Annotated in this window: 8 protein-coding genes; 5 read left to right on the forward strand and 3 right to left on the reverse strand. The window is 71.4% G+C overall.

Annotated elements, in window-relative coordinates:
• Nucleotides 1-3: 3 nt before the first annotated feature.
• Both rfbA and ACFWBB_RS24015 read right to left on the reverse strand, forming a co-directional pair.
• Entirely contained in the window at nt 4-942 is a 939-nt protein-coding gene (gene rfbA / locus ACFWBB_RS24010) for a glucose-1-phosphate thymidylyltransferase RfbA (RefSeq protein ID WP_385276041.1), read from the reverse strand.
• 369 nt (nt 943-1,311) lie between these two features.
• Nucleotides 1,312-3,135 carry a phosphoenolpyruvate carboxykinase (GTP) gene (locus ACFWBB_RS24015; RefSeq protein WP_385276044.1) on the reverse strand — a complete coding sequence of 608 codons (1,824 nt, stop codon included), beginning with the start codon at nt 3,133-3,135 and terminating at the stop codon, nt 1,312-1,314.
• 326 nt (nt 3,136-3,461) lie between these two features.
• Here ACFWBB_RS24015 and ACFWBB_RS24020 point away from each other — a divergent pair, with 326 nt between their 5' ends.
• The 4 genes from ACFWBB_RS24020 (at nt 3,462) to ACFWBB_RS24035 (ending at nt 7,313) form a co-directional block, all read left to right on the forward strand.
• On the forward strand, nt 3,462-4,175 hold the full coding sequence (locus tag ACFWBB_RS24020; protein WP_385276047.1) for a hemolysin III family protein: 714 nt from the start codon (nt 3,462-3,464) through the stop codon (nt 4,173-4,175).
• Nucleotides 4,176-4,290: 115 nt separating this feature from the next.
• Complete coding sequence (locus ACFWBB_RS24025) at nt 4,291-5,907, forward strand: DHA2 family efflux MFS transporter permease subunit (protein ID WP_385276050.1); 1,617 nt, start codon at nt 4,291-4,293, stop codon at nt 5,905-5,907.
• Between the two features lie 4 nt (nt 5,908-5,911).
• Complete coding sequence (locus ACFWBB_RS24030) at nt 5,912-6,541, forward strand: TetR/AcrR family transcriptional regulator (RefSeq protein ID WP_385276053.1); 630 nt, start codon at nt 5,912-5,914, stop codon at nt 6,539-6,541.
• A 34-nt stretch (nt 6,542-6,575) separates the two neighbouring features.
• A complete protein-coding gene (locus tag ACFWBB_RS24035; protein WP_385276055.1) occupies nt 6,576-7,313 on the forward strand; it encodes a Mut7-C RNAse domain-containing protein in 738 nt (245 codons plus the stop codon).
• A 133-nt stretch (nt 7,314-7,446) separates the two neighbouring features.
• On the opposite strand, the gene ACFWBB_RS24040 is transcribed toward ACFWBB_RS24035, so the two are convergent.
• Nucleotides 7,447-9,486, reverse strand: a complete 2,040-nt coding sequence (locus ACFWBB_RS24040) for a thioredoxin domain-containing protein (RefSeq protein ID WP_385276058.1) — start codon at nt 9,484-9,486, stop codon at nt 7,447-7,449.
• Nucleotides 9,487-9,664: 178 nt separating this feature from the next.
• On the opposite strand from ACFWBB_RS24040, the gene ACFWBB_RS24045 reads away from it, so the two are divergent.
• Nucleotides 9,665-12,865, forward strand: coding sequence for a tetratricopeptide repeat protein (locus ACFWBB_RS24045; RefSeq protein WP_385276061.1), 3,201 nt, complete (start codon nt 9,665-9,667; stop codon nt 12,863-12,865).
• Nucleotides 12,866-13,020 lie beyond the last annotated feature (155 nt).

The raw sequence follows: 13,020 nt of genomic DNA on the forward strand, positions 1-13,020 counted from the left end.
TGATCACCCCTTTCCGTCGCTCGGCCCGTCGGTGTCACACAGGAGCTGCCCGCCCGGTGGGGACATGGCGACGTGCTGGGGCTCCTCCAGCAGCCCCAGCAGGTAGTGGCCGTATCCGCTCTTGAGCAGCGGCCCGGCCAGCTCCCGGAGTCGGTCGTCATCGATCAGCCCGGCCCGCCAGACCGCCTCCTCGACGCAGCCGACCTTGAAGCCCTGACGCTCCTCGATCACCCGCACGAACTCCGAGGCCTGAACCATGGAGCTGAAGGTTCCGGTGTCGAGCCACGCGGTGCCCCGGTCGAGCCGGGTGACATGCAGCGCCCCGGCCTCCAGGTAGACGCGGTTGAGGTCGGTGATCTCCAATTCACCCCGGCCGCTGGGCCGTAGACCACGGGCGATGTCCACGACACGGTTGTCGTAGAAGTACAGTCCGGGCACCGCGTACCGGGACCTGGGCCGGGCCGGTTTCTCCTCGATGGACACCGCCCGGCCCAGTTCGTCGAACTCCACCACGCCATAGGCCGAGGGATTGGCGACCTGGTAGGCGAATACCCTGCCGCCCTTGAGATCGTCCTGCAGAGCCAGCCGGGTACCGAGGCCGCTCCCATGGAAGATGTTGTCGCCCAGAATCAGGGCGACGGACTCGTCACCGATGAAGCCGGCCCCCAGCAGGAAAGCCTGGGCGATGCCCTCAGGGCGCTTCTGCACCATGTATTCCAGCCGCAGACCCAGTTGACCGCCGTCGCCGAGCAACCGACGGAACTGACCCCGGTCTTCGGGGGTGGTGATGATCAGGATCTCCCGGACACCGGCCATCACGAGCGTGGAAAGCGGATAATAAATCATGGGTTTGTCGAAGACCGGCAGCAGCTGCTTCGACACCGAGCGGGTCAACGGCCAAAGTCGCGAGCCGGTGCCCCCGGCCAACAGGATTCCGCGCACAGGATCACCATAGGCTGATCAGCCTTGAATCCCAGCTTTTCAATGTTTTATGGCGTGTGCTGGCGTGTATCCGGTCATATCCGCTTCCGATCCCGTGACAGCACGGGTGGTTCCGGCGCCCCTTCGGGAACACCCCCCACAACAGGCGAGGGCCTGCCGTCACCTCCTCGTCGGGGCGGACGAGGAGGGGACGACAGGCCCAGGGCTCCACACGCCGTTGTGCGAAACCTCGCCGGTCTGTGGTGCTGGTTCGGTGCTGCCACACCGCGGCCGGCCGCGACGATCACCGGCCAGGGCTCCCCCACCTGCCTCAAGGGCGTGGGAGGTGCCCCCGGCGCCGGCCGCGGAGCCCTTTCGGGGCGGGCGGCTTCAGCCCAGGCGGTGCACCAGAGCCCGGTACTCGTCCCACAGTTCCTTGGGCGTGTGGTCGCCGAAGGTGTTGAGGTGCTCGGGGACCAGGGCGGCCTCCTCGCGCCAGACCTCCTTGTCGACGGTGAGGAGGAAGTCGAGGTCCTTGTCGTCGAGTTCGAGACCCTTCGTGTCGAGGGCCTCCTTCGTCGGCAGGATGCCGATCGGGGTCTCGACGCCCTCGGCCTTGCCGTCCAGGCGCTCCACGATCCACTTCAGGACACGGCTGTTCTCGCCGAAGCCGGGCCACACGAACTTGCCCGCCTCGTTCTTGCGGAACCAGTTGACGTAGTAGATCTTCGGGAGTTTCGCCTGGTCCCTGCCCTTGGCGACGTCGACCCAGTGGCCCATGTAGTCGCCCATGTTGTAGCCGCAGAACGGCAGCATCGCGAACGGGTCGCGGCGCAGCTCGCCGACCTTGCCCTCGGCGGCGGCGGTCTTCTCGGAGGCCACGTTGGCGCCCAGGAAGACGCCGTGGTTCCAGTCGAAGGACTCCGTCACCAGCGGGACCGCGGACGCGCGCCGCCCGCCGAAGAGGATCGCCGAGATCGGCACACCCTTGGGGTCCTCCCACTCGGGCGCGATGATCGGGCACTGTGCGGCGGGGACGGTGAAGCGGGCGTTGGGGTGGGCGGCGGGGACGCCGGAGTCCGGCGTCCAGTCGTTGCCCTTCCAGTCGGTGAGGTGGGCCGGGGTCTCCTCCGTCATGCCCTCCCACCAGATGTCGTTGTCGTCGGTGAGGGCGACGTTGGTGAAGACCGAGTTGCCCCACAGCGTCTTCATCGCGTTGGCGTTGGTGTGCTCACCGGTGCCGGGCGCGACGCCGAAGAAGCCGGCCTCGGGGTTGATGGCGTACAGGCGGCCGTCCTCGCCGAAGCGCATCCAGGCGATGTCGTCGCCGATGGTCTCGACGGTCCAGCCGGAGACGGTGGGCTCCAGCATCGCGAGGTTGGTCTTGCCGCAGGCGCTCGGGAAGGCGGCGGCGACGTACTTCGACTCACCGTGCGGCGGGGTCAGCTTGAGGATCAGCATGTGCTCGGCGAGCCAGCCCTCGTCGCGGGCCATCACCGACGCGATGCGCAGGGCGTAGCACTTCTTGCCCAGCAGAGCGTTGCCGCCGTAGCCGGAGCCGTAGGACCAGATCTCGCGGCTCTCGGGGAAGTGCGAGATGTACTTGGTCCGGTTGCAGGGCCACGGGACGTCCGCCTCGCCCTCGGCCAGCGGCGCTCCGAGCGTGTGCACGGCACGCACGAAGAAGCCGTCGGTGCCGAGTTCGTCCAGCACCGGCTGTCCCATGCGGGTCATGGTGCGCATGGACACGGCGACGTAGGCGGAGTCGGTGATCTCGACGCCGATCGCGGAGAGGTCGGAGCCCAGCGGGCCCATGCAGAAGGGGACGACGTACATCGTGCGGCCGCGCATCGACCCGCGGAACAGGCCCTTCTCCCCCGTGAAGATCTCCCGCATCTCACCGGGCGCCTTCCAGTGGTTGGTCGGGCCGGCGTCCTCCTCCTTCTCGGAGCAGATGAAGGTGCGGTCCTCGACGCGGGCGACGTCGGTGGGGTCGGAGGCGGCGTAGTAGGAGTTCGGGCGCTGGACCGGGTCGAGCCTCTTGAAGGTGCCCTTCTGGACGAGCTCCTCGCACAGTCGCTCGTACTCGGCCTCGGATCCGTCACACCAGACCACGTTGTCCGGCTGCGTCAGTTCGGCGATCTCGTTCACCCAGGAGACGAGTTCCTGGTGGTGGGTGGGGATGACGGGGGGAGCCGCGATGTCGCGCGCCACGATTGCTCCTAAATGAGGGATTTTGTGTTGGAGGCCCCGTGGGGGCTGCGACCCGGATGCTTCTGATTGGTGACCTTGGCGCTCATCCGGTGTCGACCGCACTCATTTGATCATCCGATGCTACCGCCCATATGTCCATAGGGCCTCACAGGTGAGCGGAGTGAGGATGGCCACGTGTAGAGGCGACGTTTTGCGTCCACGTGACGTTCAGGCGACGGCCCCTTGACGGTTCTTTGACACAACCCGCGTGAGAAGATGGCCACTCCTCGCCCTCCGGCGCGCGGGACCGATCCGCGACCTACGGTTCCGTAGGTACGATTCTGCGCATGACTGCGTCCGTCCCCGACGCGCAAACGGACACGCCGCCCGCCGGCCGCGGTCCCGTCGCGCTCTCCCTGCCGCATCCGGTCAAGCCCAAGCTCCGCGGCTGGCTGCATCTGGGCATGTTCCCGGCCGCCCTCATCTCGGGTCTCGTGCTCACCGCCCTCGCCGACTCCACCCGTGGCCGCATCGCCTGCGGGATCTACGCCCTCACCGCGTGCCTGCTGTTCGGCGTGAGCGCGCTCTACCACCGCGGTGACTGGAACGCGCGCATGGACGGCATCCTGCGCAGACTCGACCACGCGAACATCTTCCTGATCATCGCCGGCACCTACACACCGCTCACCCTGCTGCTCCTGCCGGAGCCGAAGGGGCGGTGGCTGCTGTGGAGCATCTGGGCCGCGGCGGCGGCGGGCATCGTCTTCCGGGTCTTCTGGGTCGGCGCCCCGCGCTGGCTCTACACCCCCTGCTACATCGCGATGGGCTGGGCGGCCGTCTTCTTCCTGCCGGACTTCATGCGGGCGGGCGGCATCGCCGTCATGGTCCTGGTGATCATCGGCGGGCTGCTCTACAGCGCGGGCGGCGTGATCTACGGCATCAAGCGCCCCAACCCCTCACCGCGCTGGTTCGGCTTCCATGAGGTCTTCCACTCCCTGACCCTCGCCGCGTTCGTCGTGCACTACGTCGGCATCTCCCTGGTGGCGTACCGGCACGGATAGGCAACAGCGGCACTTTCCCGCCACCTTGGCCACGGCTCCCGAGCCGTGGCCATTTCTTGTGCGCCGGGGCCGGGGATATTGACACAAGCCATCTTTTGAGAGCTACTATCATTTCATGGCTGCTCTCACGAACTCCGGCGCGGTGGGGCCCGACCCCCGCCGCTGGTGGGCCCTCGGTGCCCTTGTCGCCAGCATGCTCACGCTCGGCTTCGACACGACGATCCTCAACGTGGCTCTCCCGACGATGGCCGAGCAGCTCGGCGCGAGCACGGGCCGGCAGCAGTGGATGGCGGACGCGTACGTCGTCGTCTTCGCGGCCCTGATGCTCCCGGCCGGCCTCCTGGGCGACCGCTTCGGCCGACGGCGCATGCTGATCACCGGGCTGGGGATCTTCCTCGTCGGCTCGCTGGTCGGCACCCTGGCCGGGGACGTGAACGCGGTGATCGCCGCCCGCACCGTGATGGGTGTCGGGGCCGCCCTGGTCACGCCGCTGGCGCTGTCGGTGCTGCCCTCGCTGTTCACGCCGGAGGAGCGCACCAAGGCCGTCGGCATCGTCTCCGCCGGCTCGACGCTCGGACTGCCGCTCGGACCGATCATCGGCGGCTGGCTGCTCAACCACTTCTGGTGGGGCTCGGTCTTCCTCATCAACATCCCGATGGCCGCGATCGGCATCGCCGCCTGCGTCTTCCTGCTGCCGGAGACCCGCGACCCGGCCTCCCCCAAGGTCGACCTCGTCTCCACCGCGCTCACCGCGGGCGGGCTCGGCGCGCTCATCTACGCGATCATCGAGGCGCCCACCCGGGGCTGGGGCGACCCGCTCGTCCTGGCGATGGAAGCGGTGGCCGTCGTGCTGATCACCGCGCTGGTGCTGCGTGAGCGCCGGGCCGTGCGGCCCATGCTCGACATGACACTGCTCGCCCACCGCGGGTTCCTGTTCAACACCCTCGCGGCGACACTCCTCATGTTCGTGCTGTCCGGCCTGCTGTTCGTCCTGCCGCAGTACCTCCAGGCCGTCCTCGGCAACGACGCCCTCGGCACCGGGGTGCGACTGCTGCCGATGATGGGCGGTCTGATCATCGCCGCGCGGGCCGCGCAGCCCGTCGTGGTCCGGTTCGGGGCGCGGGCCGTGGTGAGCGCGGGCCTGGTGGTGCTGGCCTTCGCCGCGCTGCTGGGCAGCCGTACGACGGTCGACTCCGGGTACGGCTTCACCGCGCTGTGGCTGTCGATCGTCGGGTTCGGGTTCGGCTTCTCGATCGTGCCCGCGATGTCGGGTGCCCTGGGGGCGCTGCCGACCAACCGCGCGGGCAGCGGATCCGGGCTGCTGATGACCCTGCGCCAGGTCGGCGGCGCGATCGGCATCGCGCTGCTCGGCAGCCTGCTCGCAAGCACCTTCCGCGACCGTCTCGACGTCACCGGCCTGCCCGCCCCGGCCGCCGACACCGCCGGTGACTCGGTGGTCGCGGCCCATGTGATCGCCGACAAGGCGAACCTCACCGATCTCGCCGCCTCGGCGAACGCCGCCTACGTCCACGGCATGGGCCTGGTCCTCCTGGTGTGCGGCCTCGCCGCGCTGGTCTCCGCGCTGCTGGCGGCGGCGCTCCTGCCGGGGATCCCGCGCCTCGAAGGAATCGGTGCCGGTGACGCCGGTGGCGGTGACTCCGGTCCCGAGGACGCCGGTGCCGGTGACGCCGGTCCCGGCTTGGTCACCCCCGTGGCCGATGCCCGACAATAAGCCCATGACGGCCGCACGTATCACCTCCCCCGCCGACCACCCCCAACCGGGCCTGCGTGAGCGCAAGAAGATCAAAACCCGCGAGGCGATCCGCACCGCGACCTACGCGCTGGTCAAGGAGCAGGGGTACGACGCCACGACGATCGACCAGATCGCCGAACGCGCCGAGGTGTCGCCGTCGACCGTCTTCCGCTACTTCCCGGCCAAGGAGGACATCGTCCTCACCGACGAGTGGGACCCGATCCTCGTGCAGGAGCTGCGGGCCCGCCCGGCGGACGAACCGTGGTCGGAGACGGTCCGCCACGTGATGGTGAAGGCGCTCCGCATGGGCATCAAGGACGATCTGGAGGTGGCGCGACTGCGCACCCGCCTGCTGGTCCAGGTCCCCGCGGTGCGCTCGCGGATGATGGAGAGCATGTCGGTCACCGGCCGGATGTTCAGCATCGCGATCGGCGAGCGCACCGGTCTCGACCCCGACGGTCTGGAGGTCCGCGTCTACACGATGTCCCTCGTCGGCGGCCTGATGCAGACGTCCATGTACTGGGCCGAGCACGGTCACCAGGACGACTTCGAAGCACTGCTCGTCCGCAGTCTGGACGTCCTGGAACACGGCCTGCCCCAGCGGAAACCCTGAGACCGGCGCCACTCCCCCGTGCCATCCTGACCGGGTGAACGCATTCGAGATCCGCGTCGAAGTCGCCCCCGAGCTGGCCCTGTTCGTCCCGCACGCCCGGCGCGCCGGCACCACCGCGCTCGCCGTCGACGGCGTCTCCACGCTCGGCCATGTCGTCGAGTCCCTGGGGGTGCCCCTCACAGAGGTCGGCACCCTGCTCGTCGACGGGCGCGCGGTGCCGGTCTCGCACGTCCCGGCCGCCGGCGAGTCGGTGGCCGTCCGCCCGGTCGCCCGCCCCCAGCGGATCGAGGGCGCCCCCCTGCGCTTCCTCCTCGACGTCCACCTCGGCACCCTGGCCCGCAGGCTGCGCCTGCTCGGCGTGGACACCGCGTACGAGTCGACGGACATCGGCGACCCGGCGCTCGCCACCCGCTCGGCGGCCGAACAACGCGTGATGCTCAGCCGCGACCGGGGCCTGCTGCGCCGCCGTGAACTGTGGGCGGGCGCCTACGTCTACAGCACCGACCCCGAGGAGCAGCTCCGCGACGTCCTCGACCGGTTCGCGCCGGAACTGCTTCCCTGGACGCGGTGCACCGCCTGCAACGGCCTGCTGAGGCAGGCCACCAAGGAGGAGGTCGCCGACCAGCTGCGCCAGGGCACCCAGCAGTCGTACGACGTGTTCGCGCAGTGCCTGTCCTGCGGGCGGGCGTACTGGAAGGGCGCGCACCACGAGCAGCTGGTGGCCATCGTGGAGCGCGCCCTGGCGGAGTTCGCGGGCCAGGACCTGTCCTAGGCCGTCCGCGGAGTCCCGCCCGGCGCTGCTTTGCGGACACGACCTGGCCTGGCGCACCTCCCCCTTCCCGCACGCGCCGCCGTCCCCGTCGGGGTCGAGGCGCAACGGGCGTTTTTCCCGGTGTTTCAGCCGGTCACACCACGGTGGTCAACGCCGAGCGCAGCCGCTCGGGGTCGGTGGTCGGCGCGTCGCACGTGAAGTTGCGGCAGACGTACGCGGTCGGTTCACCGTTGGTCAGCGGGCGGTCGGCGAGCAACGGGAACTCGTCACTCCCCGTGGTGCCGAACGCGAGGACGGCCCCCGGGGCGGTACCCAGAAGGGCCGTACGGCGCAGCAGCTCTGCTGCCGGGTCAGCCGGGTCGGGCACGACGACGGCGATCTCGCGCGGTCCGTCGAGCAGCGCCTCGGCGGCGGCGAGGCCCCACCCGATGAACCGGGGCACGCGTGGCCCGAGCGCCTTCACGACTCCCAACGCCCGCTCCGCGGCGCTGCGATGAGGTTCGGATCCGGTGTGGGCGGCGTAGCTCAGCAGCGCACCGGCGGCGGCGGTCCAGCCGGAGGGCACCGCGTTGTCGGTCGGATCCTGCGGACGCCGGATCAGCTGCTCGGCGTCGGCCGCGGTGTCGAACAGCGCACCCGACTCGGGGTCGGCGAACCGGGCGAGGACGTGGTCGAGCAGGAATCCGGCGAACTCCAGCCAGACGCCCTCCCCGGTGACGGAGGCCAGGGCGAGGAACCCCTCGGCGACGTCGGCGTAGTCCTCGAGGACTCCGGCGTTGGCGCCGACCTGCCCGTCCTTGCTGGTACGGGCGATGCGGGCCTGGCCGTCGAGATGCAGCCGGACGAGCAGATCGGCCGCGCCGACCGCGGCCTCGACGAGGTCCGGCCGGTCGAAGTAGGCGCCGGTCTCGGCGAGCGCGGCGATCGCGAGCCCGTTCCAGGCGGCGACGACCTTGTCGTCCCGGCCCGGGGCGGGACGCCCGCCGCGCTCGCGCAGCAGCCGCTCCTTGATACCGGCGATTTTCTCGGCGTCGAAGACCTCGTCCTGCTGCGGGAGTTGCAGGACGGACGAGCCCTGCTCGAAGGTGCCCTCGTCGGTGACGCCGAAGTAGCGGGCGGCGAGCTCGGCGTCCTGCGTCCCGAGCACCTCGGTGAGCTGCTCGGGCGTCCAGACGTAGTACGCGCCCTCGACGTGCTTCCCGCTCCCGTCGTCGCTGTCGGCGTCGAGCGCGGAGGCGAACCCGCCCTGCTCGGTGCGCAGTTCCCGCACCAGGAAGTCGGCGGTCTCGAGGGCGACCCGCCGCGCGAGCTCCGAGCCGGTGGCCCGCCACAGATGGGCGTAGACCCGGCACAGCAGGGCGTTGTCGTACAGCATCTTCTCGAAGTGCGGCACGATCCAGTCCCGGTCGACGGAGTACCGGGCGAACCCGCCGCCGAGCTGGTCGTAGATCCCGCCCCTGGCCATCCGTTCGCACGTGTCCCGCGCCATCTGCAGCGCGCCCTCGGCGCCGGTCCGCGCATGGTGCCGCAGCAGGAACTCGATCACCATCGACGGCGGGAACTTCGGCGCTCCGGCGAACCCGCCCCGCTGCGGGTCGTACTCCCGGGTCAGCCCGAGCAGCGCCTGCGACAGTTCCTGTTCGCCGGGAGCCCGGCTGTCCCCGTACGAGATCTCCCGCCCCGCCAGATCCCGGACGATCTTCCCCGCGACCTCGGCCACCTCGTCCCGCCGCTCGGTCCAGGCCTGCCGTACCCCCTCCAGCACCTGCCGGAAGGAGGGCATGCCCTGCCGCGGCGCGGGCGGGAAGTACGTCCCGAAGTAGAAGGGCTCGGCATCGGGCGTCAGGAACACGGTCATGGGCCAGCCGCCCTGCCCGGTGGCCGCCTGGACGGCCTCCATGTAGACGGCGTCGACGTCGGGACGCTCCTCGCGGTCGACCTTGACGCTGACGAAGTGCTCGTTGAGGTGGTCGGCGGTCTCCTGGTCCTCGAAGGACTCGTGCGCCATCACATGGCACCAGTGGCAGCTCGAATACCCGACGCTCAGCAGCACCGGCACGCCCCGCCTGCGCGCCTCCTCGAAGGCCTCCGCCGACCAGGGCCACCAGTCGACGGGGTTGTCGGCGTGCTGGAGGAGGTAGGGGGACGTCTCATGGGCCAGTCGGTTCGGCATGGAGTCCATCCTGCCGCAGTACCCCGCCCGTCAGCCGTCAGGCTCCCGCGCGCGCGGCGCCGCCCTTCCTGCGCGAGGTGGCCGCAGACCCTCCGCCGTCCTCCGCCCCCTCGCATCGCGGGGCCGCCCACCGCACACTTGACCAAGGAAAGCTGTGATTTCCGGAGGGGGACGGGACATGCGGGACGGCCATAGGGCGGAAGCCGAGCGGTTGTTGGCGCGGGCCGTGGAGGAGGAAGTACGGCGGTCCGGCGGGCGCAGCGACCGGCAGACGCTGATGACGCGGGCGCGCGGCGCGCTGGACGCCATGGCGCAGACCGCCGCCGAGGAGTACGAGGCGTATGCGCGCGCCCTGGACGAGACGGCGGCCCGGCAGGTCAGTTTCGGGCAGCGGTACGCACGTGAGGGCGGGCGGACTCCTCTGCTGGTGGCGGGGGTCGCCGCCGTCACGGCGGCGGTCGCCGACCTCGCGCTGGGCACCGGACCGGGTACGGCACTCGGGGCCGGGGTGGCCGTCGGGGTCGTCGGCGCGGCGGCGACCGTCGTGAAGGTGGCGGGCTCCCATCTGCCGGCCGCCCATCACCGGGCCGGCGAGGCGGGGCAGCCCGGTGGCGCCGAACAGCTGCGGTTGCAGTGGCTCACCGCGCTGGAGGTGCGGGGCATCCGGCCGTTCCTCGATCAGCAGCGGATGCTGAGCGCGACGACCGGGACGAAGAAGGCCCCGGGACCGCAGCTGCGTGGTGCGGACAAGAGCGCGGCGGCGCGCGGCCGGACGGTACTCGCCCAGTCGTTCGCCCAACTGCCGGAACCGGCAGGGCCGTTCGCGGGACGGCGCACGGAACTCGCGCAGATCCGGCAGTGGGTGCAGGCGGCGCGTGCCAGTACGCAGACCCGCCCGACGGTCGTCCTGCTGCACGGCCCCCCGGGCAGCGGCCGGACCACCCTCGCGGTGCGGGCCGCGCACGACCTGCGGGACCAGTTCCGCGGCGCCTGCGTGGTGGACCTGCGCGGCAACAGCGCGGAGGAGGCGCCACTGCCCACCCGGGACGCCCTGCTGCACCTGCTGAACCGGCTCGGCGCGCCCCGCGAACAGCTTCTCTTCCGGGAGCGTTCCTCCCCCGACCAGCAGGTCAAACGGCTCGGCGAGCTGTACCAGCAGCATCTGACCGGCCTGCCGGTCACGGTGATCCTGGACGACGCCTCCGACCCCGAACAGATCCGTGCCCTTGTCCCGGAACGTTCCGACAGCCTGGTCCTGGTCACCGCCAGGACCCCGCCGACGCTGCCGGCCGAGCTGTCCGCATGGGTGCACGACCTGCCGGTGCGGCCCCTGGACGCGGCCGGCGCGGAGGAACTGCTGGGCGCGACGGCGCAGGACGCCTCGGGTCCGTACGACGCCGAATCCGCCGACCGCATCGCGCAGTTGTGCGGCGGGCTGCCGCTCGCGCTGCGCGTCGTCGGCTCCTCGCTGGGCCCGCGCTCACCGCGCGCGCTGGCCGCCGACCTGGCGGCGTACGGCCCGGTGGAGCCGGTCGAGCGCGCCCTGTGGCTGCGCTACACCGACCAGCCGGACGTGACACTCCGTCTGCTGCGCCGGCTGGCGCTGGCCGGGCGCGCCTCGCTGGGGGCCGCCGCGGCGGCCGCGCTCCTCGCCACGGACCGCGCGGAGGCGACCCGCCATCTCACCGCCCTCGCCGACGCCGGCCTGGTCGACCACGTCCGCGGCGACCGCTACCGGCTGCACGACCTGGTCCGCGCCTTCGCGCAGGCCCGGCTCCTCGACGAGGAGGAGCCGGCCGAGCGCTCGGCCGCCCAGGAACGCCTGATCGTCAGCTACGCCGAGCTCGCCGACTCCGTCCTGCGGCTGGTCGACGGCAACATGTCGACCCGCTCGGACCGCTTCACCCCGCACGGCTTCACCTCCCTGGACGAGGCGCTGCGCTGGCTGGACGACGAGTCGAGCTTCATCACGGCGACGCTGCGGCACGCGGAGGGCGTGGACCAGAACGCCGTACTGAGCCTGCTGGGGGCGCTGTGCGACTACTGCCTGCTGCGCGGCGACCTCTACCGGCTCGGTGAGATCAGCGAGCTGGCCCAGTCGGTCGGCCAGGACCTGCTGGTCCGGTCCGTGCAGTGGCGTACGGGTATCGCGGCCCGTCAGCTGGGCGAGCTCGACAAGGCCCGCACGACGCTCAGCTCGGTCGTCGACCTCTATCTCCAGGCCCACCACGACGCCGGTGCGGCGCGCGCCCTGTGCTCACTGGGCATCACCCTGCACCACCAGGGCCAGCTGACGGAGGCCGCGGAGAAGCTGCGGGAGGCGATGGACCTCCAGGCCGCGCCCGAGCTGGCCACCGACCGGGCCTGGACGATGCACGCGCTGGCGGCGGTGCAGCGGGACCGGGCACACCTGGCCGAGGCCCTCGACCTGCTCACCCGCTCCCTGGTCCTGCACCGTGCGGGCGGCTCCGTGCACGGCGAGGCCTGGGCGCACTTCCAGCTGGGCCAGCTGAACCTGCGCCGCGGCGACGTCCCACGGGCGGAGGCCGATCTGCACAGGGCCCTCGATCTGTACGGCCGCACCCGCGACGCCCGCGGCGAGGCCTGGGCCCTGACCCAGCTGGCCCGGGCCCGGCTCATCGCCGGGGACCCCGGCCCGGCGGTGGAGGATCTGCGCCGGGCGTCCGCCCGGCACCGGGACAACGAGGACGCCCGCGGCGAGGCGTGGACGGTCTACTACCTGGGCCTGGCCCTTGAGGAGACGGGCGACCTGGATAACGCCGTCCGCGAGCTGGAACGCTCCCGCTCCCTCTTCTCCCGCATGCGTGACGTCTACGGCCTCGCCTGCGCCCGTCACCACTCGGCCCGGGTGACGCGCGACCAGCGCGCCGCCCAGACCGGTTCGCTGCGCAACTCCGGCTTCGCCCGGCAGCTTCTGGTCGACGCCCGCACCGACTTCCAGCGCATCGGCGTCGCCCACGGCGAGGCCTGGACCTGCCTGGAGCTCGCGATCGTCGACGCGGGCAACGCCCGTGCGCAGCCGGCCCTGGCCCTGTGCGAGGAGGCGGCGGCCCTCTTCGCGTCCTACGGCGACCGGCGCGGCGAGGACTGGGCACGCTTCCTGCGCTGCACCCTGCTGCCGTACGCGGCCCCGGACGGTGTCGAGGTCGGCACGGCGGTGGCCCAGGAGGAGCTGACCCGGCTGACCCGCGAGACCCACGGCCTGCGCGACACCAGGCTGAACGAGTGCCTGGAGGCCTACGGCCTACTGCTGGAGCGAGGCATCCGCCTGGAAGCAGGCTGGCAGGCCTGGCGCCTGGGCCTGATACCCACCAGACACGGCCGAGAGGTCATGGGGGTGGCAGTCACCGAGGAGTAGGCGACACATGAAGGGGGGCGCCGGGGGGCGGGAGCGGCGCCGAGGCGGGAGCGGCGCCGCCGAGGGCGGGGTGCCGCCTCCGGGGCGGAAAAGCGCTGGGGCGCGAGGTGACGCCGACGCACGGGGTCCGGTACGGGGAAAGGACACCGAGTGCC

The sequence above is a fragment of the Streptomyces sp. NPDC060000 genome, from assembly GCF_042737375.1.
Classification (GTDB): domain Bacteria; phylum Actinomycetota; class Actinomycetes; order Streptomycetales; family Streptomycetaceae; genus Streptomyces.

What these genes read in the sequence shown, in the direction of transcription:
- ACFWBB_RS24020 (WP_385276047.1), top strand. Translation starts at nt 3,462, where the DNA reads ATGACTGCGTCCGTCCCCGACGCGCAAACGGACACGCCGCCCGCCGGC.
- ACFWBB_RS24025 (WP_385276050.1), top strand. Translation starts at nt 4,291, where the DNA reads ATGGCTGCTCTCACGAACTCCGGCGCGGTGGGGCCCGACCCCCGCCGC.
- ACFWBB_RS24030 (WP_385276053.1), top strand. Translation starts at nt 5,912, where the DNA reads ATGACGGCCGCACGTATCACCTCCCCCGCCGACCACCCCCAACCGGGC.
- ACFWBB_RS24040 (WP_385276058.1), bottom strand. Translation starts at nt 9,486, where the DNA reads ATGCCGAACCGACTGGCCCATGAGACGTCCCCCTACCTCCTCCAGCAC.
- ACFWBB_RS24045 (WP_385276061.1), top strand. Translation starts at nt 9,665, where the DNA reads ATGCGGGACGGCCATAGGGCGGAAGCCGAGCGGTTGTTGGCGCGGGCC.